At 52.9% G+C, this 25,179-nt stretch carries 21 protein-coding genes and 1 tRNA gene; 13 read left to right on the top strand and 9 right to left on the bottom strand.

Annotation, left to right across the window (positions count from 1 at the left end; translation table 11 throughout):
* The first annotated feature begins 10 nt into the window (after positions 1 to 10).
* Positions 11 to 586 carry a phage polarity suppression protein gene (locus tag CHU32_RS15570; protein ID WP_103676351.1) on the top strand — a complete coding sequence of 192 codons (576 nt, stop codon included), beginning with the start codon at positions 11 to 13 and terminating at the stop codon, positions 584 to 586.
* A gap of 189 nt (positions 587 to 775) precedes the next feature.
* Here the strand turns inward: CHU32_RS15570 and CHU32_RS15565 are convergent, their stop codons facing one another.
* From CHU32_RS15565 to CHU32_RS15545, 5 genes are all read right to left on the bottom strand, one after another.
* Positions 776 to 2,275 (bottom strand): retron St85 family RNA-directed DNA polymerase, encoded by a 1,500-nt coding sequence (locus tag CHU32_RS15565; protein WP_103676352.1) that lies wholly within the window; start codon positions 2,273 to 2,275, stop codon positions 776 to 778.
* A gap of 1 nt (position 2,276) precedes the next feature.
* Positions 2,277 to 2,951, bottom strand: a complete 675-nt coding sequence (locus CHU32_RS15560; protein WP_103676353.1) for a hypothetical protein — start codon at positions 2,949 to 2,951, stop codon at positions 2,277 to 2,279.
* Positions 2,941 to 3,132 carry a hypothetical protein gene (locus tag CHU32_RS15555; protein WP_097569635.1) on the bottom strand — a complete coding sequence of 64 codons (192 nt, stop codon included), beginning with the start codon at positions 3,130 to 3,132 and terminating at the stop codon, positions 2,941 to 2,943. Before CHU32_RS15555 ends, CHU32_RS15560 begins: the two co-directional genes overlap by 11 nt.
* A gap of 9 nt (positions 3,133 to 3,141) precedes the next feature.
* Positions 3,142 to 4,308, bottom strand: a complete 1,167-nt coding sequence (locus CHU32_RS15550; protein ID WP_103676354.1) for a tyrosine-type recombinase/integrase — start codon at positions 4,306 to 4,308, stop codon at positions 3,142 to 3,144.
* A gap of 162 nt (positions 4,309 to 4,470) precedes the next feature.
* Positions 4,471 to 4,565 (bottom strand) — tRNA-Sec (locus CHU32_RS15545).
* A gap of 283 nt (positions 4,566 to 4,848) precedes the next feature.
* On the opposite strand from CHU32_RS15545, the gene CHU32_RS15540 reads away from it, so the two are divergent.
* The 9 genes from CHU32_RS15540 (at position 4,849) to CHU32_RS15500 (ending at position 15,007) form a co-directional block, all read left to right on the top strand.
* Entirely contained in the window at positions 4,849 to 6,246 is a 1,398-nt protein-coding gene (locus tag CHU32_RS15540; RefSeq protein WP_103676355.1) for a glycoside-pentoside-hexuronide family transporter, read from the top strand.
* Positions 6,243 to 8,561, top strand: a complete 2,319-nt coding sequence (gene yicI / locus CHU32_RS15535; protein WP_103676356.1) for an alpha-xylosidase — start codon at positions 6,243 to 6,245, stop codon at positions 8,559 to 8,561. Before CHU32_RS15540 ends, yicI begins: the two co-directional genes overlap by 4 nt.
* A gap of 407 nt (positions 8,562 to 8,968) precedes the next feature.
* Complete coding sequence (locus CHU32_RS15530) at positions 8,969 to 10,525, top strand: BglG family transcription antiterminator (protein WP_103676357.1); 1,557 nt, start codon at positions 8,969 to 8,971, stop codon at positions 10,523 to 10,525.
* A gap of 23 nt (positions 10,526 to 10,548) precedes the next feature.
* On the top strand, positions 10,549 to 11,019 hold the full coding sequence (locus CHU32_RS15525; RefSeq protein ID WP_103676358.1) for a PTS sugar transporter subunit IIA: 471 nt from the start codon (positions 10,549 to 10,551) through the stop codon (positions 11,017 to 11,019).
* Between the two features lie 20 nt (positions 11,020 to 11,039).
* A complete protein-coding gene (locus CHU32_RS15520; protein WP_103676359.1) occupies positions 11,040 to 11,354 on the top strand; it encodes a PTS fructose transporter subunit IIB in 315 nt (104 codons plus the stop codon).
* A 23-nt stretch (positions 11,355 to 11,377) separates the two neighbouring features.
* On the top strand, positions 11,378 to 12,469 hold the full coding sequence (locus CHU32_RS15515; RefSeq protein ID WP_103676360.1) for a PTS fructose transporter subunit IIC: 1,092 nt from the start codon (positions 11,378 to 11,380) through the stop codon (positions 12,467 to 12,469).
* Between the two features lie 11 nt (positions 12,470 to 12,480).
* Positions 12,481 to 13,332 carry a class II fructose-bisphosphate aldolase gene (locus CHU32_RS15510; RefSeq protein WP_103676361.1) on the top strand — a complete coding sequence of 284 codons (852 nt, stop codon included), beginning with the start codon at positions 12,481 to 12,483 and terminating at the stop codon, positions 13,330 to 13,332.
* A gap of 80 nt (positions 13,333 to 13,412) precedes the next feature.
* A complete protein-coding gene (locus CHU32_RS15505) occupies positions 13,413 to 14,273 on the top strand; it encodes a ketose-bisphosphate aldolase (RefSeq protein WP_103676362.1) in 861 nt (286 codons plus the stop codon).
* A gap of 50 nt (positions 14,274 to 14,323) precedes the next feature.
* Complete coding sequence (locus CHU32_RS15500) at positions 14,324 to 15,007, top strand: D-lyxose/D-mannose family sugar isomerase (protein WP_103676363.1); 684 nt, start codon at positions 14,324 to 14,326, stop codon at positions 15,005 to 15,007.
* Positions 15,008 to 15,565: 558 nt separating this feature from the next.
* On the opposite strand, the gene CHU32_RS15495 is transcribed toward CHU32_RS15500, so the two are convergent.
* Both CHU32_RS15495 and CHU32_RS15490 read right to left on the bottom strand, forming a co-directional pair.
* Entirely contained in the window at positions 15,566 to 17,296 is a 1,731-nt protein-coding gene (locus CHU32_RS15495; RefSeq protein ID WP_103676364.1) for an AsmA family protein, read from the bottom strand.
* 120 nt (positions 17,297 to 17,416) lie between these two features.
* Positions 17,417 to 18,808 carry a nucleobase:cation symporter-2 family protein gene (locus CHU32_RS15490; RefSeq protein WP_103676365.1) on the bottom strand — a complete coding sequence of 464 codons (1,392 nt, stop codon included), beginning with the start codon at positions 18,806 to 18,808 and terminating at the stop codon, positions 17,417 to 17,419.
* A gap of 276 nt (positions 18,809 to 19,084) precedes the next feature.
* Between CHU32_RS15490 and gltS the strand changes: the two genes are divergently transcribed.
* Positions 19,085 to 20,287, top strand: a complete 1,203-nt coding sequence (gene gltS / locus CHU32_RS15485; RefSeq protein ID WP_103676366.1) for a sodium/glutamate symporter — start codon at positions 19,085 to 19,087, stop codon at positions 20,285 to 20,287.
* Positions 20,288 to 20,370: 83 nt separating this feature from the next.
* On the opposite strand, the gene glpK is transcribed toward gltS, so the two are convergent.
* Both glpK and CHU32_RS15475 read right to left on the bottom strand, forming a co-directional pair.
* A complete protein-coding gene (gene glpK / locus CHU32_RS15480; protein ID WP_103676367.1) occupies positions 20,371 to 21,882 on the bottom strand; it encodes a glycerol kinase GlpK in 1,512 nt (503 codons plus the stop codon).
* A gap of 22 nt (positions 21,883 to 21,904) precedes the next feature.
* Positions 21,905 to 22,750 carry an MIP/aquaporin family protein gene (locus CHU32_RS15475; protein ID WP_103676368.1) on the bottom strand — a complete coding sequence of 282 codons (846 nt, stop codon included), beginning with the start codon at positions 22,748 to 22,750 and terminating at the stop codon, positions 21,905 to 21,907.
* 433 nt (positions 22,751 to 23,183) lie between these two features.
* Between CHU32_RS15475 and zapB the strand changes: the two genes are divergently transcribed.
* On the top strand, positions 23,184 to 23,423 hold the full coding sequence (gene zapB, locus CHU32_RS15470) for a septal ring assembly protein ZapB (RefSeq protein ID WP_103676369.1): 240 nt from the start codon (positions 23,184 to 23,186) through the stop codon (positions 23,421 to 23,423).
* A gap of 143 nt (positions 23,424 to 23,566) precedes the next feature.
* Positions 23,567 to 24,556 (top strand): sulfate ABC transporter substrate-binding protein, encoded by a 990-nt coding sequence (locus CHU32_RS15465; RefSeq protein WP_103676370.1) that lies wholly within the window; start codon positions 23,567 to 23,569, stop codon positions 24,554 to 24,556.
* The last annotated feature ends 623 nt before the right edge of the window (positions 24,557 to 25,179 follow it).

The following is a 25,179-nucleotide window of genomic DNA, read 5'->3' as shown; positions in this document are numbered from 1 at the left end:
GAAAACCGGTATGACCAGCATCACCACAGAGCAGGCTTTCACCGCCTGCGAGGCAAACAAAGCCGCCTGGCTGGAGCGCAGGGCTAAACTGGCCCAGGCGGAGCAGGAGCTGCGCAGTCAGATACTGAACCCGGATGAACAAATCCCGGCCCGCATGAAGTGGCTGCGTGAAGTTATTGAGGTCAGGAAGTGGGAAGTTAATCAGGCCGCCGGGCGGTATATCCGTTCGCATGAGGAGGTGCAGCGCCTCAGCATTCAGCACCGGCTGAATGACTTCATGCAGGCGCATGGTGCGGAACTGGCCGCCGCCCTTGCACCGGAGCTGATGAACCTCAACGGCCAGTCTGCGCTGATAAAAAACCGTGCTTTTGACCGTTCCACAGCGTATCTGCGCGATGCGCTGGCCGCCTGGCTGGAAGAAGGCGCAGAAATTAATTATGCCGCACAGGATAATGACATTTTAACCGCCATCGGATTCAGGCCTGACGCGGCCTCGCGGGTTGATTATCAGGAAAAATATACACCCGCACAGAACCTGATTTATGCGCGTCGTAAGGCCGGACTGCCAGCCCGCGAGCCGGTGTGAAAAAACGCTAAATTCCTGCTATTTATCAAGAAAAAGGCCATGCATGCATTAGCTGCATGGCTTTGCATGCATTTTCCCGCCTCCTGCTGCCCCTCCCGGACCAGTACTGGCGCGGCCTGACGCCATCCATGCACCTGCATTAAAACCCACCCATAAAGCGGGCAGGCGTGGCGGGGAGAGCATTGCGCGCTAGCTTTGCTTAAGCGCTATTAAAAAATCCAGAGTCTCTTTGTATTTTTTTTCATTAAATTTAAAACCATAGGTTTCAAAAGATTTTAGATAATTTAAATAACCTCTTAGCTTGTTAATCGTTAATTGGCTTCCATCTTGTTCCTTAAGTGCATGATCAAATGCAGAACGAATTTTCTTTCTATAGCATCTAGTAGGTCTTATCGATTCATTAACAAGAATTCCGGTAACAACTTGGCGACTATTATCTGAAGCGATACGTTGCTTTTGCCTATTTAATGTAAAGCCAGCTGATAGTAAGTTAGCTTCAGCAATATTTATAAGTATCGCTATGTTTTCTTTATAATCACTACTGATAGATATATCATCAGAATAGCGAGTGTATATGCAATCAAGAGTTAGGGCATGGGCGGTCATTTCTTCATCAAATTCAAAAAGTATAGCATTCGATATTATAGGGCTAGTAGGCGCACCTTGTGGTAGCACATCATTATAGGTAACTATGCCAGAAATAGTATTAACAATATGATCTGGTATATTATTCTTGTAAAAGCAATCCTTGACCATTTTTTTATTAATTGAGCCAAAATAATCTGAAATGTCAATGCTTGCAACGAATTTCTTCTTTACATGATTGATAGCGTTATCCTTAATGCTTACTCCGCTTCTATATGAGTAACAAGAAGAATGAATTTTCAGACGATTTAAAACGTGATCTTTTAACCAGTATTGTATCGTTTTAATAAATTTACGAGGGGCCAGTATTGATCTAAAGCCACCTGATTTTTTTCTTAAATTGAATGTTCGATAGTATCTCTTTGGTGATTTTACCATTGCAGTTATCAACCCTGGAGATATACCAATGCAGGAAGCAATCGCAGTCACACCATCATTATTAAATAAAGGTTCATCGATTTTATTGAATGAATAATAATTCAAAGAAAAGCCTAATCGGCCAACAAAAGATAATGGTGCATTTCTCGCAGTTGTTGGGGTGCTGGCCTCATCACTGGACATCGAACCAATATTTAATTGCTCGTAGATCCGCACCCAAGCCTGTCTTGGGCTGCTGGGCAGGGTCCCTGCAGCCCAAGACAGGCTTGGGTGCGGAACCTCTTTTAAATTGTGCCTTAACTGTAAAGACGGCGAATCACCGCCCATATTCTCTGTATCAGTTGAGGCCAGCACTCCTAATTTACTTATGGAGTGACAGTTGTCAAGCATAAATAGTCTAATTTTATCACGAAGCCTTTTTAACGCTGGAGTTAGTCGTTCATTTCCTCGTGGGGTTAAAGAATAGAGGTTATTTCTTTTTGATACTTGATGTATATATCCAAGTTGGTCAAGCAATTCGAAATAATGAATCATTTTTTCAACATCAGGTAATAATCCATTATCATTTAAAGTGGACGTAAGATAATTCAAAACTTCGTTAGGGGTTGCAGGCTGGATCACGGACAAGCCCCAGACAAGCAATTTATAATTAGTTGACTCTTCCATATCAATCTCCTAACAAGCCGCCTTTCCGCTGAATTATTTTTTTATTTTCAATTCTTGAAATTACAGAGTTTAACCCAGCATCATCTAGTGAACCCAAAGAGTATAACTTGCAGTTATTATCATCACAGTATTGGAACGTGCCATTAGATAAAAAAACATCGCTATTTTTTAGATCATCGCTGGATATTATTATCATATCGGTAGTGTCAATTTTTTTTGATACTTTAAAATAACTGATTAATGTCAATTGTGAAAGTGTGACTTCATCTAATGCAAATATTATCACCGTGTCACACTTGACGGTTTTTATGAATTCTAATTCAGCAAGATGCGGATACATTATTTGAGTTTTTGGCAAGGCTGCCTTCCCACCGCCCTCATAAACTATTGCACCCATGTCATTTAATTTTTGTTTTAGTTCTTCTATGATTCTTATAGTGGCCTCATCTCTAATTACCTTGTTAGGGTAACAAAGTAAAATATTATATTCTGTAGATACAAATTCTTCTTTCAGAGAGCTTCTTATCTCTTTAATTAAACTATCTTGTATTGCATTTACATCGATATGTTGATTACTAGCATTGACAATCACTTGCGCAATAATTGTCGTGTTGTGAGCCCCAACGACAGTGGACTTTATTTGCTGATCAACATTTTGAGGGTTATTATTTTCCATCGTCTTGATTGATATTTGTTGTATTACCCCATCCGAAAACAAAAACTTTAGCGACTTTTTGAACGCCTGCTTTTATTTTTTTCCTAAATACCAACGCTGTTATGATTAAAACCACTAGTGATATGACATAAACGCCAATACCAGAGAATACCCATTCAGCATTATTATGTAGCCATGTCATATGTAACCCTCAATTTATTAAGTTATCAGAATACCACTGTAGCATTATCCGCCTATTTTCCAAATATATAGCATGATTATAGGTTCCTCGAATAGCATTTTTATCTGCATGTGCTAATTGTATCTCAATCCATGCACTATCAAATCCTTGTTCATGCAAGATTGTCGACATCGTATGTCTAAATCCGTGACCTGTAGCGCGTCCTTTGTAACCAAGTAACTCAATCACCTGTGACACGCTTTCTTTAGAGATTGGTTTGCTACGGTTATTCCTACCAATAAAAATGTAGGGATAATGACCGGTTATTGGTTTGAGTTGCTTGAAAAGATCGATCACCTGAGTAGAGAGGGGCACAATGTGAGGCCTACGCATTTTCATGCGTTCAGCGGGGATTTCCCATATACCTTTATCAAGATCTACCTCATCCCACGTAGCAAAGCGCATTTCTTGGGTTCGAACACCAGTTAACATAACTATCTTTGTAGCATTCTTCGTAATGATACTGCCGGTATACGCTTCCAGATCTCGAATAAAATGAGGTAACTCTTCTGTGGATAAAAAAGGATGGTGTTTTTGCTTGGGAACGGCCAGAGCGATGGCCAAATCAGGTGCTGGGTTGTATTCAGCACGGCCAGTTATGATTGCATAGCGATAAACCTCACCGCACCTCTGGCGCACCTTTCGTGTTTTCTCTAGTGCACCACGCTTCTCTATTCGTCTTAACAATTCAAGCAGTTCCAGAGGTTTGATCTCACTTATAGGGCGCTTACCAATGTACGGGAAAACATCTTGCTCGAAGGTCTTAATGATGTCTTCCCGGTAGGCCACTGTCCAGCGATCCGCTTTGTTCGAGTGCCACTCCCGGCAAATGGCTTCGAATGAATTTTCTGTAGAAAGTTGCTGTACCAGCTTTTGAGCTTTGCGTTCTTCGACTGGATCAATTCCATTTGCTACCTGCTTGCGTGCTGTATCGCGTTTGTCGCGAGCCTCTGCAAGCGAGACGAGACTGTAGGAACCAAATGACATTAACCGGGCTTTACCTGCAAGCCGGTAGCGGAACCTCCATCCTTTGCTCCCGTCGGGATTTATAAGCAGGGATAAACCTTGTCCATCATTGAGGGTGTAGGGCTTGTCCTGTGCCTTAGCGCGTCGAATTTGTATGTCTGTAAGTGGCATGTGTATAAGTGAAATCTGTGTATAAAAAAATTATACACAACACTATACATTTTTTTCGTGGATTTAGGGAGATCCCCTCGGACTGATACGGATGATGTTATTAGTTAACTTGCTGTAAATAAAGATTTTAAAGGACTTCGCCGGACATGGTGAGATGATATTTGGCGGAAGATCACAGGAGTCGAACCTGCCCGGGGCCGCTGGCGGTCCCAACTGGATTTGAAGTCCAGCCACCTCACCGGAGATGACGATCTTCCGCGCCTCGATTGCTACATGGAGGCGGGCGCATTATAGCTACTTCCTGCGGTTTCCACATCCCCTGTGCGACTTTTTTCACGCTTCTGGCACAATCTCTTTGCTGATTTAACATAAACTCCCATCAAATCTGCGAGTTACCGCTTTCCCACGATTTTTCCCTACCGCGATCACAGAAAACAAGAAACGTAATCTGATAACCAGAAAACGGAATACCCCCGCCCGCCTGGATGTTTTAAAACGCTCTGTAGTCGTCAAGTACCTTACAGCATCAAGGAAAGAACAATGAAAAGTCAGATACTGTCTGTCAAAGAGAAGATTGGTTACGGCATGGGTGACGCCGCCAGTCATATCGTTTTTGATAACGTCATGATGTTTATGATGTTTTTCTATACGGATATTTTCGGCATTCCGGCCGGGTTTGTCGGCACCATGTTTTTACTGGCACGTGCACTGGATGCTATCTCCGACCCGTGCATGGGGCTGATTGCCGACCGTACCCGCAGCCGCTGGGGCAAGTTCAGGCCGTGGGTGCTGTTCGGGGCATTGCCGTTCGGGATTGTCTGCGTGCTGACCTACAGCACGCCGGATCTGAGCGTGACCGGAAAAATGATTTATGCGGCGGTGACTTATACGTTGCTGACGCTGCTGTATACCGTGGTCAATATTCCCTACTGCGCGCTGGGCGGGGTGATCACCAGCGACCCGACGCAGCGTATCTCCCTGCAATCCTGGCGCTTCGTGCTGGCAACGGCGGGCGGGATGCTCTCGACCGTGCTGATGATGCCGCTGGTTGACCTTCTGGGTCGTGGCGATAAAGCTTTTGGTTTTCAGAGCGGTATCGCGGTGCTGGCCGTGGTCGCGTTCCTGATGCTGGCGTTTTGCTTCTTTACCACCAAAGAACGCGTGGTCGCGCCGCCAGCGACCACGTCAATGAGCGAAGACCTGCGCGATATCTGGCACAACGATCAGTGGCGCATCGTCGGCCTGCTGACCATTCTCAACATCCTTGCCGTCTGCGTGCGCGGCGGTGCCATGATGTACTACGTCACCTGGATCATGGGTTCACCGGCGCTGTTTACCTGGTTTTTGACCACCTACTGCGTGGGGAACCTGATTGGTTCGGCGCTCGCGAAACCGGTAACGGACCGCCTGTGTAAAGTCACCGTTTTCTGGGGCACCAACGCGCTGCTGGCGGTGTTCAGCGTGGCAATGTTCTTTGTGCCGCTGAGCGCCAACATACTGATGTTCGGCTTTATCTTCGTGATTGGCATACTGCATCAACTGGTAACACCAATCCAGTGGGTAATGATGTCCGATACCGTGGACTATGGCGAATGGTGCAACGGCAAACGTCTGACTGGTATCAGCTTCGCCGGGACGCTGTTTGTCCTGAAACTGGGTCTGGCGCTGGGTGGGGCGATGATCGGCTGGATGCTGGCAGGTGGCGGTTATGACGCCGCAGCCAAAACCCAGAATAGCGCCACGCTCTCCATTATTATCGCCCTCTTTACCATTGTACCGGCCATCTGTTATCTGCTGAGCGCCGTTATCGCAAAACGCTTCTATACCCTGAAAACGCCGCTGATGAATCATATCCTCGAGCAAGTTGCGCAGGGTAAACGTCGTGATGCGCAGGCAACAGCTGAGGAATTATTACAGCACTCAAGGAGCACAAAATGAAAATCAGTGATGGAAACTGGCTTATTCAACCGGGGCTAAACCTTATCCACCCGATTCAGGTCTTTGATGTCGAGCAGCAGGGCAACGAAATGGTGATCCACGCCGCCCCGCGCGATGTGCGCGAGCGTGCCTGGCAGCTTGATACCCCGCTATTTACCCTGCGCTTATTCTCACCGCAGGAAGGCATTGTCGGGGTGCGGATTGAGCATTTTCAGGGCGCACTGGATAACGGCCCGCACTACCCGCTGAACGTGCTGAAAGAAGTCCATGTGGAGATGCAAAACACGGAGGCGTTCGCTGAACTGAAAAGCGGCAATCTGAGCGTGCGCGTCACCAAAGGAGAAGACTGGGCGCTGGATTTTCTGCGTAACGGCGTGCGGATCACTGGCAGCCAGGTGAAAAATAACGGCTACGTGCAGGACAGCAACGACGCGCGCAATTATATGTTCGAGCGTCTGGATCTCGGCGTGGGAGAAACGGTTTACGGGCTCGGCGAGCGGTTTACCGCGCTGGTAAAAAACGGGCAGACGGTGGAGACCTGGAACCGCGACGGCGGCACCAGTACCGAACAGTCGTATAAAAACATTCCGTTTTATCTGACCAACCGCGGCTACGGCGTGCTGGTGAATCATCCGCAGTGCGTCTCGTTTGAAGTGGGTTCCGAAAAAGTCTCGAAGGTGCAGTTCAGCGTGGAAGGCGAGTATCTGGAATATTTTGTGATCGACGGCCCGACGCCGAAGGACGTCCTCAATCGCTACACGCAGTTTACCGGTCGTCCGGCGCTGCCGCCCGCCTGGTCGTTTGGCCTGTGGCTGACCACCTCGTTTACCACTAACTATGACGAAGCCACGGTTAACAGCTTTATCGACGGTATGGCGGAGCGCAATCTGCCGCTACACGTTTTTCACTTCGACTGCTTCTGGATGAAAGCCTTCCAGTGGTGTGATTTTGAATGGGACCCGGTGACCTTCCCGGACCCGGAAGGGATGATCCGCCGCCTGAAAGCAAAAGGGCTGAAAGTCTGCGTCTGGATCAACCCGTACATTGGCCAGAAGTCACCGCTGTTTAAAGAGCTGAAAGAGAAAGGGTATTTGCTAAAACGCCCTGACGGCTCGCTGTGGCAGTGGGACAAATGGCAGCCGGGGCTGGCGATTTATGATTTCACCAATCCGGAGGCCCGCCAGTGGTACGCTGATAAGCTGAAAGGGCTGACGGCGATAGGCGTTGACTGTTTTAAAACCGATTTTGGCGAGCGTATCCCGACCGATGTACAGTGGTTTGACGGTTCCGATCCACAGAAAATGCATAACCATTACGCGTTCATTTACAACGAAATGGTGTGGAACGTGCTGAAAGAAACCGTTGGCGAGAAAGAGGCGGTGCTGTTTGCCCGCTCGGCGTCCGTCGGCGCGCAACAGTTCCCGGTTCACTGGGGCGGCGACTGCTATGCCAACTATGAATCCATGGCAGAAAGCCTGCGCGGCGGGTTGTCAATCGGCCTGTCCGGCTTCGGGTTCTGGAGCCATGACATCGGCGGCTTTGAGAATACTGCCCCGGCGCACGTTTACAAACGCTGGTGCGCGTTCGGGCTGCTCTCGAGCCACAGCCGTCTGCACGGCAGCAAATCTTACCGCGTGCCGTGGGCCTATGATGATGAATCCTGTGACGTGGTGCGTCATTTCACGCAGCTAAAATGCCGCATGATGCCGTACCTGTATCGTCAGGCGGCGATCGCCAGCGTGCAGGGTACGCCAATGATGCGCGCCATGATGCTGGAGTTCCCGGACGATCCGGCGTGTGATTATCTCGACCGCCAGTATATGCTCGGCGACGCGGTGATGGTCGCCCCGGTGTTCAGCGAGGCAGGCGACGTGCAGTTTTATCTGCCGGAAGGACGCTGGACGCACCTCTGGCACAACGATGAAGTCACTGGCAATCGCTGGCATAAACAGACTCACGACGTGTTAAGTCTGCCGGTTTACGTGCGTGAAAACACGTTGCTGGCGCTGGGCAATAACGACCAGAAGCCGGATTATGCCTGGAACTACGGCACTGCGTTCCAGCTGTTTGCGCTGGCTGACGGGCATACGGCGGTCTGCGACGTGCCTGCGGCTGACGGGTCTGTGGCCTTTACCCTGACGGCAACGCGCGAAGGCAACGTGATCACCGTCAAAGGGGCTGGCACGGCAAGCGGCTGGACGCTGTGCCTGCGCAACGTGGCGCAAGTCGCTGACGTGCAGGGCGGTTCGCAGAGCGCCAGCGAATTCGGCGCGATCGTCACCCCATCTGGTAATGAACTGACAATCCGGCTGTAAAACGCCTTTCCTCTCTCCATCACGGAGAGAGGATTTCCCCCTCCTGCATTAATATACTCGTCGTCTTTCAAGTTGCAGGTGCGTTGGCTGCGCTCCCTCACCCGAATCACTTACCAGAGTAAGCTCATCGGGATTCGCTCACTTGCCGCCTTCCTGCAACTCGAAATCCATAGCGTATATAATTCATATTTGTGACCGCTATCACGCATATTTATTGCGAAAGTGTGATCCGCTCTGAAATTAATTGCGTATTAACTTCTGTTCCTGTTTTTGTCCGGAATTCCGGACACGATTTAGTATTGTGATTTAATCAACTGACTTTTATATTTATGCTTACTGAATATTTATGAAGCTTGAGTTGTAAAAAGCATTTCGTGGATTAATCTGGTATGTAATAAGGGTAAAAAATGCAAACAATTACCTCCCGACAAAACAGATTATTAAAATTTCTCCTGCAACGAAGAGAATATGTCACGCTGCTGAAAATTGCGGAATACCTTAATGTATCCGAAAAAACCATTCAGCGCGATCTGCGGGAGCTGGAGCAATGGCTGGCTGAACGCAAAATCACCATCGATAAACGCGCAGGCTCTGGCGTAATGTTATTAGCAGAAAACGTTACCGATTTCCTGCAACTGGATCTTCCGGTGAGTGGTGAGGGTGATGATGCCGACGTGATGTTAAATAATTCCCGGCGGGTGAAAATTGCCTCCCAGCTATTAAATGAAACGCCGCACGAGACCTCCATCAGTAAACTATCAGAACGGTATTTTATCAGTAGCGCCTCGATCGTTAACGATTTAAAAATTATTGAATCATGGATTGCCCCGCTGGGATTATCACTCATCCGTAGCCAAAGCGGGACGCATATTGAGGGCAGTGAAAATAGCGTCCGTCAGGCGATGGCCTCCCTGATCAATGGCATTATTAATCACAATGAAATCGGGACTATTATCCACTCGCGGCTTGATCCCGGAAGCTATAAGGCACTGGTTCGTTATTTTGGTGAAGATGACGTTTTATTTGTTCAGTCGCTTTTGCAGGATATGGAAAAAAAGCTTTGCTGGTCGCTGGGCGAGCCGTATTACGTCAATATCTTTACCCATATTCTGATCATGATGTACCGCATTATCCGCGGCAATGCCTTACCGAAAAAAGAAGAAAATACGCCGTCATTCGATGAAAACGTGTTGCGCATTGCCAGAGGCATGCTGCGCCGCATTGAGAAGCATATCGCCCATGCGCTGCCAGAAGATGAAGTCTGGTTTATCTATCAATACATTATCTCCTCCGGGGTGGTCGTGGAGGAGCGGGGCGATATGCGTAGCGCGGGCAATATGCACTCCAGTGACGAAGCGCGGCAGATCACCGGGCAACTGATTGCGACCTTTTCCGCGCTGGTGGATAGCGACTTTAGTGGCGATGTCGCCCTCCATGATGGCCTGCTGATCCACATTAAACCGTTAATTAACCGCCTGAATTACCATATTTTTATTCGTAATCCGCTGCTGGACGATATTAAAGGCGAGCTACAGGACGTCTGGACGCTGACGCAGCGTGCGGTAAACCAGGTCTTTAGCGCCTGGGGCGACGCGGCCGTATCGGAGGATGAAATCGGTTATTTAACCGTGCATTTTCAGGCGGCAATGGAGCGGCAGATCGCGCGTAAACATGTGCTGCTGGTGTGTTCTACCGGCATTGGAACGTCACACCTGCTGAAAAGCCGCATCCTGCGCGCGTTTCCGGACTGGACGATTGTCGGAGTGGTCTCTGCCAGCGGCCTACAGACGTTCCATGCCAAAGACGACATTGAACTGGTGATCTCTACCATTCATTTACCGGTTATCGATTTGCCGGTGGTGTACGTGACCGCCTTTTTTAATGATGCAGATATTAAACGCGTGACCGAAGCGATTATTACTGAAAAATTACATCATGCGACAAGTGTTGTCGTCGGAAATTAATTTTATCTCCATGAGGTAGGGCTATGGACATAAGTAAAATTCTGAATACGAATCGTGTTCTTCTGGATATGCAGGCGAAAAATAAAGAGGAGGCGATAGAAGAATTAACCGATCTCTTACAGAAAGATGGTGCGATCACCTGTCGCAATACGTTTATTCAGGATGTCTGGCAGCGCGAAGCCGAAGGTTCGACCGGTTTTGAAAATCATATTGCCATCCCGCACGGGAAGTCTTCCGCCGTGGTCAATACGACGCTGGCCATCGGCCGCACGCGGCATGATATTCCCTGGGAGACGCTGGATGGCAGCAGCGTACGCTGCATTATTTTGTTTGCCGTCCGCCTTGAAGATCAAAATACCACGCATATTCGCCTGTTGTCGCAGGTGGCGGGGGCCCTTGCCGATGACGATATTATTAAACAATTGCTTGAAGAAAAAAGCCCGCAGCGGATTATCGATCTTTTTAGTCAATATGCTGAATCGGATGTTTGTTAATTATGTAATGGGAGCATGTCATGAATATTGTTTGTGTCGCCGCCTGTACGGCAGGCATTGCCCATACCTATATTGCCCGCGAAAAGCTCATTAAGGGTGCTAAAACGCTGGGCCATAATATCAAAGTTGAAACCCAGGGAACCATCGGGACGGAAAACGAATTACTGGCCGAAGATATTTCTGCTGCGGATGTCGTGATTCTGGCCGTTGATGTGAAAATAAAAGGAGAGGAACGCTTCAAAAATAAAAGGATAGTGCGTGTTAAAACGGAAGTTGTCATTAAATCACCGGTTCAGTTTCTTGAAAAGGTGGAAAAATCAATTGCGAATGCATGATCCTTATTCTGGAGGGATCTCACATGAGTGAACATAAAATTCCGGTATCACAGGAAATAAAAAAACATTTATTAACGGGGATCTCCTGGATGATCCCGTTGATTGTCGCGGCGGGGATTTGCATCGCCCTCGGTCAGATATTGGGCGGCACCAATGTTGGCGAGAAAACCGGCTCTGTTGCGTGGATGCTGAATCAAATCGGCGGCTGGGGAATGGGGCTTATTGTTCCGCTGATCAGCGCCGCCATCGCCTATTCCATTGCGGACCGGCCAGGGTTTGCACCCGGGCTGATTGTCGGCTTTGTATGTGGCGAAATTCACACCGGTTTTATCGGCGGTATGCTCGGCGGGTTTTTAGTCGGCTATACCGTACTGCTGCTGAGGCGCTATATCCGCCTGCCGCAGTCGATGCAGGGACTGATGCCGATAATGGTCCTGCCGGTACTGAGCACCATTATCGGCGGCCTGCTGATGATGACGCTGATTGGTAAGCCGATTGCCTGGCTTCAGGAGGCGCTGATCCACCTGCTGGAATCCATGCAGGGCGGCTCGCGTTTTCTGCTGGGGGCCATTCTCGGTGCCATGGCGACCTTCGACTTTGGCGGCCCGGTGAACAAAACCATGTCATTGTTTGCCGATGGTCTGCTGGTCAGCGGAGTATATGGCCCGGAGGGCGTGAAGTTTGTCGGCTCTATTATCCCACCGTTTGGCATTACGCTCTCCTTCCTGCTGACCCGTCATAAATATACCCGCGCCGAGCGTGAGGCGCTGAAAGCCGCCTTTCCGATGGGGATCTGCATGATTACGGAAGGCGTCATCCCCATCGCCGCCCGCGATCTTCTGCGGGTCGTGGGGTCCTGCTTGGTCGCGTCGGCGGTGGCCGGAGGGTTAATCATGGTCTGGGGCGTGGAAAGCCCGGTGCCGCATGGCGGAATGTTCGTCGTACCCCTTTTTACCCATCCGCTGCTGTTCTGTCTGGCGCTCGGCATCGGGACCGTTATCTGCGGCGTCATGCTGTCGCTGTGGAAAAAACCGGTGACGGAGCAGGATGAAGAATTCGACGAGTTAAGCGATCGCAAAGTGAAAGACGAAGAGATCACCTTTACCCTGGAATAACCGGAGGCCGTATGTTTGCCGATATGAAAAGTATGGTGACGAAAGCCTGGCGTGAGCATTACGCGCTGCTGGCGATTAACTGCATGAATCTGGAAAGTGCCAGGGCGGCGATCCGCGCAGCGCAGGCCCACCGTGCGCCCATTATCCTCAATCTTTATCAGGGGCATCTTCCCCACTTTCCGGCCAGCGTCGCCGCATCGGTGGTGAAAGTGCTGGCTGAAGAAGCCACGGTGCCGGTGGCGCTCAGCCTCGATCACGGAAAAGAGCCGGCGCTGATTTATCAGGCATTTCGCGCAGGTTTTAGCGGGTTGATGATTGATGCCTCCGCCTTTCCGCTGGCGGAGAACATCCGCCAGACGCGTGCGGTAGTTGAGGTTGCCGCCAGCGCAGGGGTATGCGTAGAGGGCGAACTCGGTCATCTGGCGGATGCGCCACGCTACGATCGCTCCACCAATGTTGATTTAATGACGCAACCCGATGATGTGGAGCCGTTTATCCGCCAGACGGGGATCGATCTGCTGGCGGTTTCTGTTGGCACCGCGCACGGCATGTATGCCCCGGGGGTAACGCCGCAAATCGATTTCGGGCGGCTGGCGGAGATTGCCCGCCTGTCAGACGTGCCGCTGGCGCTTCATGGCGGTAGCGGTACGCCATTCGAGCAGATAGCCCGCTGCCCGGCGCTGGGCGTGGCGAAAATTAACGTTGGCGCAGCGATTTTTGAGGCCGGAAAAGCCGCATTACTTCACGCGCTGTGCCATGACAGCACCTCTGAACTGGCCGACGTGATGGCGGTCATGGAGCAGGCCAGCGAAGAGGCCATCACCCCTTATCTTCAGGCTTCCGGCGCTATCGGCAAAGCCTGATCCACTTCCTGTAATGCCTTATCTGCCAGCGCACCCGCGCCCTGGCAGGGCTTACTACACTCTGAAACGGGAGAATGACGATGTTAGTTTCGATGAAAGAACTGCTGCAACCCACCCGCCAGCACGGCTTTGCGATTGGCGCATTCAACGTGGCGGATAGCTGTTTTATCCGCGCCATGGTGGAAGAAGCGGAGGCAACCAACACCCCGGCGATTATCTCTGTGCACCCCAGCGAGCATGATTTTCTCGGCGACAGCTTTTTTGGCTACGTTCGCGAAATCACCCGTCGTAGCCCGGTCCCTTTCACCCTGCATCTTGATCATGGCGCATCAATAGCGCACGTGCTGCGCGCTATTCAATGTGGCTTTACGTCGGTAATGATCGACGGCTCGCTGTTGCCTTATGAAGAGAACGTGGCGCTGACGCGTGAGGCGGTCAGCCTGGCGCATGCGGTTGGGGTGTCCGTCGAGGGCGAGCTGGGAACCATCGGCCAGACGGGCACGTCCGTGGAAGGCGGCGTGTCTGAAGTGACCTATACCGATCCGGCGCAGGCAGAGGATTTCGTCGCCCGAACCGGCGTTGATACGCTGGCGGTGGCGATCGGGACCGCCCATGGCATCTACCCGAAAGGGATGCAGCCCAAACTACAGATGCATATCCTGCGTGAGATCGCGGGGCGTTTGTCCATTCCGCTGGTGCTGCATGGCGGCTCCGCCAACCCTGATGCGGAAATCGCCGAGTCAGTGACCCTGGGCGTCGGTAAAATCAATATCTCCAGCGATATGAAATATGCCTATTTTCAGAAAGTGCGTGAAATTCTGGGCAAAGAGACATGGTGGGACCCGAATGTTATTTATCCGGAACCGATTAACGCCGCGCGCGAGGTGATTCGCTACAAAATGAAGTTATTTGGTTCAACCGGCAAAGCGACGCTCTATTAATTCCTGCGAGGCGGGTGCGCCCGCCTTAATGGCGTCAGGAGGGAAATACGATGAAGCGTTCATTGATCAACTACTCAATAGATAAAGCGCATGCGGTCGCGGAGAGTTTCCGCCTGTGTTTACCGGATTTCGCCTGTTTTACCGCTGCGGCATGGCGACAACAACCGCTTGCGGAATGGCAGGAGGTGATGGATTTGCAGCTTGGCTGGGATATCACTGATTTTGGCCGGGGCAATTTTTCGGCAACCGGGTTAACGCTGTTGACTTTACGCAACGGCGCGCTGCACAGCACGCGGTATCCGAAGCCTTACGCGGAAAAAATGCTGCAAATCCAGCAGGATCAGCATACGCCGTGGCATTTCCACACCCATAAAATGGAAGATATTGTTAACCGGGGCGGCGGCGAGTTGTGTATGCAGTTCGCGTGGTCAACGGAAGATAATCAACTGGATCAACAGCGGACCATTGAGATTGCCGTTGACGGGCATCGCCGCCTGCTGCGCCCGGCTCAGACGCTGGTGCTGAAGCCGGGGCAGGGGGTATGCCTGCCGCGGCGGCTTTATCACCGTTTCTGGGCGGAAAAAGCGCTGGTGCTTGGCTGGGAAATCTCAACGGTTAACGACGACAGGCAGGATAATCATTTCCTTGAGGCTGGCGCGCGCTACGCCAGCGTTGAGGAAAACGAACCGGTGAAGTGGCTGTTATGTAATGAGTATCAGCGTCTGGTGGTGTGAATCAGAACGTTACTGTGGTGCTGGCGTTTCCCCCTCACCCTAACCCTCTCCCTCAGGGAGAGGGGACCGTGCGGTGGATGAGGTGAGGACGTACCTTAACTCTCGCCGTTGATGGATTACCCCCGGCAACTATCTCCGCGCCAGCCGCTGGTTTGCCCCCTCTCCCTCAGGGAGAGGGCCAGGGTGAGGGTGGATTACCTCCCGGCAACTATCTCCGCGTCAGCCGCCGGTTTGCCCCCTCTCCCTCAGGGAGAGGGCCAAGGTGAGGGTGGATTACCCCCGGCAACTATCTCCGCGCCAGTCGCCAGTCTGCGCCCTCTCCCTCAGGGAGAGGGTTAGGGTGAGGGTGGATTACCCCCGGCAACTATCTCCGCGTCAGCCGCTGGTTTTCCCCCTCCCCCTCAGGGAGAGGGCCGGGGTGAGGGTGGATTACCCCCGGCAACTATCCCCCGCGTCAGCCGCCAGTTTTCCCCCTCTCCCTCAGGGAGAGGGCCGGGGTGAGGGTGGATTACCCGCGCAAATATCCCCCGCGCCAGTCGCCGGTCTGCTCCCTCTCCCTCAGGGAGAGGGTTGGGGTGAGGGTGAAACCAACGACACCGGACTGTCATTTGCGCCGCTCACTACGCCACCTCGCATCGTCTGCGTCACCTGTTGCTTATCCATGTTCACCGCCTGTAGCTGACCGTTCACCGAGGGTTTTAGCGGCGCGTCGGCCTGTAATATGCCGTTGGCGGTCAGTTGCACGTTGCCGTCGCCTGTAATCGGCAGCGCAGGCCATCCCCACTGTTGCAGGATATTCAGTGGCACGCCGCGCCCGTTAAGGCTGACGCTAAGCTGGCGCTGTGGAAGCTGCGACACAGTCGCCGTTGCCTCCAGCAGCCCCTTTTCTGTAAAAGCGCTCAGTTCACTGATATTCACCGTTGAAGCGTTGGCGGTCAGTTTCAGCGACGGACGGCGCACATCCACCCGGTTGAACGTGGCGGCGGCTGCATTCAGCCCCGCCGCGCCGCCCCAGATCCCCCACTGGCGATCTTTTGCCACCTGCAGATAGCTGCCGTAGCCGTCCAGCGCTGTTAACTGCCAGGGGAATGCCGGGTCGATATCGATCACCAGGTTGCGGCTGGCGTTCAGACGGTTAATCGTTACGCTCTGTAACCACGGGGGCAACCGGGTCATCCAGAGCTGCTTCCAGTTCTCCGGCAGGGTGTATTCCAGCCCGGCCAGGGCGAAATCGTCCAGCACCAGCGCCTTGCCGTCGCGCAGCCAGTTGCCGGAAGTGCGGACCATGCCACCTTCCCAGCGCGAGGTGAACTGGCGCAGCGCCACGCCCTGCGGGGAAAACTCAGCGTTAAGGATCGGATCGTTTAAATGCAGCGAGCCGTAGATAAACTCGCTGGCGTTCATTGACAGCTTGCCGCCCTGACTCTGCCAGTCCTCTTTACTAAGGGTCAAATCGCGCAGGCTGAGATCGAGATCGATAATGGCCCAGTCCGGCCCCTGAAGCTGCGCGTCCGTGATATCCATACGATTGATTTGCAGGGAAGGAACGGTGGTCAGCGGCGCAAAAAAATCCGCCAGCGTTTTGTTGCTTTGCAGGCGAATATCGTTCAACTGAAGGTTGTTAATGACCCAGCCACCGTTAGCATCACGGCGTGCGGAGCCAGTCAGCGCACCGCGCGCCAGATCGGCACCAATGGTGGTCAGATTAACGTTGTTATGATCGATACTGCCCTGTACCAGCACGTTGCTGGCCGGCACGCCATTGAGCGTCAGCGACCCGGCGCTCATCATCATATCGGCCTTGCTGCCCAGTACATTCCCCGCTTCCGGCAACCACGGGCTGACGCCGCCGGTCACGCGCTGGGCGCTCAGAGCCCAGCCGGTTTCCGGGCTGTTAAACGCCATATTAATAAGCTGAAGACGATCGGCACGGATAGCCAGCGGCGCGGTGGCGGGCGACAGGTTCAGCGTGCCGTCCTGCAAAATAATCGCATCTGCGTGCAGTGGATCGGTGAACTGGCGGCTACTTAGCCCGATATCAACCGTCTTGGCGTCCAGCGTAGCGGGTTTACCGTCGCGGCCAAACGTCACATTTTTTAATAAAATGTGTGAGGGGGAGGAGAAACGGTGGTCAATAGCATCGAACGTGAGCTGATAATCACTGTTATTGCTAATCCAGTCGCTGACCTGTTTGGCTCCCCAGCGCGTCTGAACAAGGAAGTAGAACGCGATAATGACCACCAGAACGGCAATCAATATCCAGGCGATCAGTTTTCCGAGAAATTTCATGGTCATCCTTCCCGAGAAATAGACATACAGGAGTTATGCCCGAATTAGCGGAAATGCTCAAGGAAGGAATGGTGAAAGTGCGTTACAGCGGCAGCGAGTCAGGCCCGCTGCCGCACAGCATCAGTTTTTCTCTGGCGGGAACAGCAGGTTCAGCACAATCGCGGTAATACCGCCTGCCGCAATGCCGGAGGAAAGCAGGTTTTTTACCCAGTCCGGGGCAAATTGCAGGATCAGCGGCTGCTGGGAAACACCGAGACCCACGGCCAGCGACAGGGCGATAATCATGATCGCCCGGCGGTTCAGCGGCTCGCGGGAAACAATGCGCACGCCGGAGGCGGCAATAGTACCGAACATCACCAGCGTCGCGCCGCCCAGTACCGGTTCCGGAATGTGCTGCACAAAGCCGCTCACCGCCGGGAACAGCCCAAGTACGATCAGCATCAGCGCCACCACGAAGCCAACATAGCGGCTGGCCACGCCGGTTAACTGAATGACGCCGTTGTTCTGCCCGAAGCAGGAGTTCGGGAAGGTGTTAAATACGGCAGAAACACATGAATTCAGACCGTTGGCCAGCACGCCGCCTTTCAGGCGCTTCATATACAGCGGACCAGAGACCGGCTGCTCGGAAACGTCAGAGGTGGCGGTGATGTCGCCGATGGTTTCCAGCGAGGTGATCATAAACACCAGCATCAGCGGCAGCAGCAAATTCCAGTCAATGCCGAGGCCGTAGTACAGCGGCGTGGGTACCATGATAAGCGGGCTGTTGGCCGGCGCGTTACCTTCCGGCAGCATGCCCATCAACCAGGCCATTACGTAGCCGACCGCCATGGCAATCACCAGCGAGGCAACGCGCAGGTACGGGTTACGCTGACGGTTCAGCAGGATAATTACCGCCAGCACTACCCCCGCCAGCAGCAGGTTTTTTGGCGCGCCAAAGGTGTGATCGTTCATTGCCGCAAAGCCGCCGCCGATGGAGGTTAACCCGACCTGAATCAGCGACAGGCCGATTATCATCACCACCACGCCAGACACCAGCGGGGTGATGATGCGGCGCGCCAGATGCAGGACGCGGGAGATGATCATCTCAGTACAGCTCGCCAGCATCAGCGTGCCGAACAGCGCCGCCATCATGGTCGGGACGTCCGCGCCGCCGGTTTTTAATGCCGTGCCGCCCATGATCAGCGGGGCGACAAAGTTGAAGCTGGTACCCTGAATCGACAGTAGCCCGGAACCGACGGGTCCCCACGCCTTAATCTGAATGATGGAGGCCACGCCAGAGGCGAACAGCGACATACTGATAATGTGCTGAGTGTCCTCTGCCGGTAATCCGAGCGCCTGGCAAATCAGCAGCGCCGGGGTGATCACCGCGACGAACATTGCCAGCAGATGCTGGCAGGCAGCAAACAGAGTTTGAGGCAGAGGAGGCCGATCTTCAAGGCGGTAAATCAGTTCGCTATTGTGGATGGGCGCAATCGGTTGCGCACTTTCAGATTCGAGCGTGTTAACAGACATCAGAGGCAATCCCGCGGTGGAAAAGGGGGGATTTTATCCCACTTCCAGGTAAAAGCAATCGGTTGCTTATGTTGTGGCGTAAAAAGTTACTGCCCATACCATTTTCTGATTTTGCGTACTATTCCGTCTGCCTGGTTATCTTGTCCCCCGACTTTTTTTATCGCTTTTAATACGTTATTGCTTACAATCCGGACTGGAACCTCATGATGAGGTCGTCACGACATGGGAAATTTGTCGCGTATGAATGGATCATGCGTTGAATAAGGAGCCTTATCTATGTTTCACCTTGATACATTATCGACGTTAGTCGCCGCCACGATGGTGCTGCTGTTAGGACGTAAACTGGTCCATTCCGTCCGCTTCTTTGAAAAATACACCATTCCTGAACCCGTTGCGGGCGGCCTGCTGGTGGCGCTGGCGTTGCTGGTACTGAAAAAAAGCATGGGCTGGGAAATCGACTTTGATATGAGTCTGAAAGACCCGCTGATGCTGGCCTTTTTTGCGACTATTGGTCTGAATGCTAACCTTGCCAGTCTGCGCGCGGGCGGCAAAGTGGTGGGTGTCTTTTTGATTGTGGTGGTCGGGCTGCTGGTGGTGCAAAACGCCATTGGTATCGGGATGGCAAAAGCGCTGGGTCTCGATCCGTTGATGGGGCTGCTCGCAGGCTCTATTACGCTTTCCGGCGGGCACGGCACCGGGGCCGCCTGGGGAAAACTCTTCTCTGAGCAGTATGGTTTTACCAATGCGACAGAAGTCGCGATGGCCTGCGCCACTTTTGGTCTGGTGCTGGGCGGATTAATCGGCGGCCCGGTAGCGCGCTTTCTGGTGAAACGTTCGCCCACGCCGGAGGGGACGCCTGACGATCTTGCCACGCCCACGGCCTTCGAAAAACCGGATGTCGGCCGGATGATCACCTCGCTGGTATTGATTGAGTCGATTGCGCTGATCGCCATTTGCCTGACCGTAGGGAAAGTGATTGCGGATCTGCTGGCGGGCACCGTGCTGGAGCTTCCTACCTTCGTTTGCGTACTGTTTATGGGTGTCATTCTCAGCAACGGTCTGGCGCTGATCGGTTTTTATCGGGTATTTGATAGGGCGATTTCAGTACTGGGCAACGTCTGCCTGTCACTCTTCCTGGCGATGGCGTTGATGAGCCTGAAGCTGTGGGAGCTGGCGTCGCTGGCACTGCCGATGCTGGCGATTCTGGCAGTACAAACGCTGGCAATGGCCTTGTATGCGGTCTTTGTCACCTACCGGATGATGGGGAAAAACTATGATGCCGCCGTACTTTCTGCCGGGCATTGCGGTTTTGGCCTTGGCGCGGCACCGACCGCGATTGCCAATATGCAGGCGATCACCGAACGTTTCGGCCCGTCGCATACGGCATTTTTGGTGGTGCCAATGGTTGGGGCATTTTTTCTTGATATCGTGAACGCCCTGGTCATTAAACTCTTTCTGATGATGCCGATGTTTGGTTAATTTCAGATTGTCCGGGTAAGGCGTTAGCCGTTACCCGGACATTGCCCCGGTGGCACTGCTTACCGGGGTTGTCTCTGAAAACCTTAGCGCTCGTCGTGCTCTTCCCACGCCATCGCGCGTTTCACCGCTTTTTTCCAGCCGCTGTAACGGTAGTTACGCTCGGTAGTTTCGATGCCAGGGCGGAATTCGCGTTCAATCACCGCTTTTTCCTGTAGCTCATCCAGATTCTGCCAGAAGCCAACCGCCAGCCCGGCCAGATAAGCCGCGCCCAGCGCCGTCACTTCGCGCACTTCCGGACGTTCCACGCGGGTACCGAGAATGTCGGACTGGAACTGCATCAGGAAATTGTTGGCCACCGCGCCGCCGTCCACGCGCAGCGCGTGAAGACGAATGCCGGAATCTGCCTGCATCGCTTCCAGTACGTCGCGGGTTTGATAGGCAATGGATTCCAGCGTCGCGCGGATGATGTGATTGGAATTCACACCGCGCGTCAGACCGAAGATCGCGCCGCGAGCATACGGGTCCCAGTAAGGCGCGCCCAGCCCGGTAAAGGCAGGCACGACATACACGCCGTTAGTGTCTTTCACTTTGGTGGCGAAATACTCGGAGTCGAAAGCGTCGCTGATAAGCTTCATTTCATCGCGCAGCCACTGAATAGACGCCCCGGCCATAAATACTGCACCTTCCAGCGCATAGTTCACCTCGCCACGCGGGCCGCAGGCAATGGTGGTCAGCAGACCGTGCTCAGAGGCCACCGCTTTTTCACCGGTGTTCATCAGCATAAAGCAGCCGGTGCCGTACGTATTTTTGGCCATCCCTTGTTTGACGCACAGCTGACCGAACAGCGCCGCCTGCTGATCGCCTGCGATCCCGGCGATCGGAATACGGGTGCCGCCTTTACCGCCGATATTGGTCTGGCCGTACACTTCAGACGATTTGTGGACCTGCGGCAGCATGGCGCGCGGGATGTCCAGCACCTCCAGCATTTTGTCATCCCAGTCCAGCTCGTGAATGTTGAACAGCATGGTGCGCGAGGCGTTGGTATAGTCGGTAACGTGAACGCGGCCCTGGGTCATTTTCCAGATAAGCCAGGTATCAACGGTACCGAACAGCAGCTCGCCACGCTTCGCCCGCTCACGCGCACCATCAACGTGATCGAGTATCCATTTCACCTTGGTGCCGGAGAAATACGGGTCGATAACCAGCCCGGTGGTTTTGCGGATGTAGTCTTCCATGCCGTCGCGTTTTAGCTGCTCGCAGATCTCAGCAGTACGGCGGCACTGCCAGACGATGGCGTTATAGATGGGCTTGCCGGTTTCGCGCTCCCAGACGATGGCAGTCTCACGCTGGTTAGTAATACCAATCGCCGCAATCTGATCGGAATTGATATCGGCTTTCGCCAGTACTTCTACCAGGGTGGAGCTTTGGGTCGCCCAGATTTCCATCGGGTCGTGCTCAACCCAGCCTGGTTTTGGATAAATTTGTTCAAACTCGCGCTGCGATACGCTGATGATATTGGCGTCGTGATCCATCACAACGGCGCGGGAACTGGTGGTGCCCTGGTCGAGCGCAACGATATATTTTTTATCAGTCATGGTTATAAGTCCTGTAGTCGTATTACAGCGAAGCTTTTTGCGTAGTGGCAGCGGTGTCTTTCTCGTCTTTTGCCACTGGAATATCACACGGCAGGTGCAGGCCAATTAGCTTACGATAGCCGAACGCGCCCAGCGCCGCGCCGACAATCGGACCAAACAGCGGCACCAGGAAGTAGGGAATATCTTTCCCGCCGGTAAAGGCAACATCGCCCCATCCGGCAAACCAGGCGAAGGTTTTCGGACCTAAATCACGCGCCGGATTCATGGCAAAACCGGTGAGCGGCCCCATTGAGGCCCCGATAACCGCAATCAGCAGGCCAATCAGCAGCGGTGCCAGCGGCCCGCGCGGAATGCCGTTACCATCATCGCCCAGCGCCATGATCACGCCCATCAGAATAGCGGTAATCACCATTTCAACTGCGAAGGCCTGCACAAAATTGAGATGTGGATTAGGATAAGTGGAGAATATCCCCGCCAGATCAAGGCTTTCGACGCTGCCGCGCACCATATGGTGCGTCAGTTCATAGTCGGCGAACAGATTGTAGTAAAGACCGTAAACCAGCGCCGCCGAGCAAAACGCCCCGGCGAACTGCGCGAGGATAAACGGCGCGACTTTACGCCCGTCAAAACAGGCGAACAGCCAGAGGGCGATAGTGACTGCCGGGTTCAGATGCGCACCGGAAACACCGGCGGTCAGGTAGATCGCCATCGCGACGCCCAGCCCCCAGATAATGCTGATTTCCCACTGGCCGAAGCTTGCGCCCGCCACTTTCAGCGCGGCAACACAGCCGACGCCAAAAAAAATCAGCAGTCCGGTGCCTAAAAACTCTGCGATGCACTGACCTTTCAGGGTTGTTGTTTGGCTCATAATCCGATCCTAAAGCAAGGTGAGAAGCAATATGTGCATAACGGTCGAAGACGACCATACAGCATTGTATGTTTAATGTTAATTTATCGTTAACGAGCAAAAACGAGAAATATCGAAATCAAAAAGTGTGTGTTGCGTCAACAAAATGAGCGTTTTCGCGCTATGTAGTGTATTTTTACGCCAGAAAAATAATGAGAGCTGAATCATTTCATTAACGCATGGGTTAACAATTAAGTGGTATTTGCGACGAACGCATCAGGTTTTGGCTGAAAATGGACGCAATCCGCAAACAGCGCGGGATGCCGCTGGACAGTAAGGGCGGGGCTTCATACAATCGGAGCTAAGGTGGTAAGCTAATTCATTAAGGCGTCGCCGGTGTTCGGGACGAGGATTCATATCCATCAGCGCCTTGCAATTCAGGAGAGGTAGGACGATGTCATTAGAAGTGTTTGAAAAACTGGAAGCAAAAGTACAGCAGGCGATTGATACCATCACTCTGTTACAGATGGAGATCGAAGAGCTGAAAGAGAAGAACAACAACCTGTCTCAGGAAGTTCACTCTGCACAGCAGAACCGTGAAGATCTGGAGCGTGAAAATCACCACCTGCGCGAGCAGCAGCAGGGCTGGCAGGATCGCCTTCAGGCGCTGCTGGGCCGCATGGAAGAAGTCTGATTTATTACCCTCTCTGTGCGCAGAGAGGGTTTTTCCCTCGTTATATTCCTCTTCGTTATAGCCAATCTTTTTTTATTCTTTAATCATTGGATCGCTTTCTGGCACGCTGACCTCATCAAAACACAACATACAGAGAGTGGGCGATGAATAAGTGGGGCGTGGGATTAACTCTTTTGCTGGCGTCAACCAGCGTTCTGGCGAAGGATGTCCAGCTATTAAACGTATCTTATGATCCAACGCGCGAGCTGTACGATGAGTACAACAAGGCTTTCAGCGCTCACTGGAAAAAAGAAACAGGCGACAATGTAGTGATTCGTCAGTCGCACGGCGGCTCGGGCAAACAGGCGACCTCGGTTATCAACGGTATTGAAGCCGATGTCGTTACGCTGGCACTGGCTTATGACGTTGACGCGATTGCTGAACGTGGTCGTATTGATAAAAACTGGATCAAGCGTTTGCCGGACAACTCCGCGCCGTATACCTCGACCATCGTGTTCCTGGTGCGTAAAGGCAACCCTAAACAAATTCATGACTGGAACGATCTGATTAAACCGGGCGTTTCAGTGATCACCCCGAATCCGAAAAGCTCCGGCGGCGCGCGCTGGAACTATCTGGCTGCCTGGGGTTATGCGCTGCATCATAACAATGGCGATCAGGCTAAAGCGCAGGATTTTGTGAAATCGCTGTTTAAAAACGTTGAAGTGCTGGATTCCGGCGCGCGTGGGTCGACCAACACCTTCGTTGAGCGCGGGATTGGCGACGTGCTGATTGCATGGGAAAACGAAGCGCTGCTGGCGACTAACGAGCTGGGGAAAGACAAGTTTGAGATTGTGACCCCGAGCGAGTCTATTCTGGCAGAACCGACCGTGTCGGTGGTTGATAAAGTGGTAGAGAAGAAAGGAACGCAGGCCGTGGCGGAAGCGTACCTGAAATATCTGTACTCACCGGAAGGCCAGGAAATTGCGGCGAAAAACTTCTATCGTCCGCGCAATGCCGATGTGGCGAAGAAATATGACAGTGAATTCCCGAAACTGAAGCTGTTTACGATTGATGAAGAGTTCGGCGGCTGGACGAAAGCGCAGAAAGAGCATTTCTCTAACGGCGGTACGTTCGACCAGATTAGCAAGCGCTAACCGTCGCGGTGCGCAGTAGCGAAAAGCGCTGGCGCTGTGCCAGGTTGCCCGGTGGCGCTGCGCTTACCGGGCCTACGGTAGCACCACCCTTACACCGTAGGCCGGGGCAAGCGCAGCCCCGCCCGGCAGATGTACCCCCGGAGCCAACGCCGGGCACCCATTGACACACCACCGATATCAACGCCGGACAACCAATGACAACGCCATACACCCATGTAGGCCGGGGCAAGCGCAGCGCCGCCCGGCAGATGTACCCCCAAAGCCAACGCCGGGCACCCATTAGCACACCACCGATATTAACGCCGGACAACCAATGCCAACGCCATACACCCCTGTAGGCCGGGGCAAGCGCAGCGCCGCCCGGCAGATATACCCCCGGAGCCAACGCCGTACACCCATTGACACACCACCGATATTAACGCCGGACAACCAATGCCAACGCTATACACCCATGTAGGCCGGGGCAAGCGCAGCGCCGCCCGGCAGATATACCCCCGGAGCCAACGCCGCACACCGATTGGCACACCACCGATATCAACGCCGGACACCCAATGCCAACGCCATACACCCAATGCCAACGCCATACACCCATGTAGGCCGGGGCAAGCGCAGCGCCGCCCGGC

It is taken from the genome of Superficieibacter electus, from assembly GCF_002915575.1.
Lineage (GTDB): Bacteria > Pseudomonadota > Gammaproteobacteria > Enterobacterales > Enterobacteriaceae > Superficieibacter > Superficieibacter electus.
Note: the sequence above shows the minus strand (reverse complement) of the source record. Positions and strands in the feature narration are given on the sequence as shown.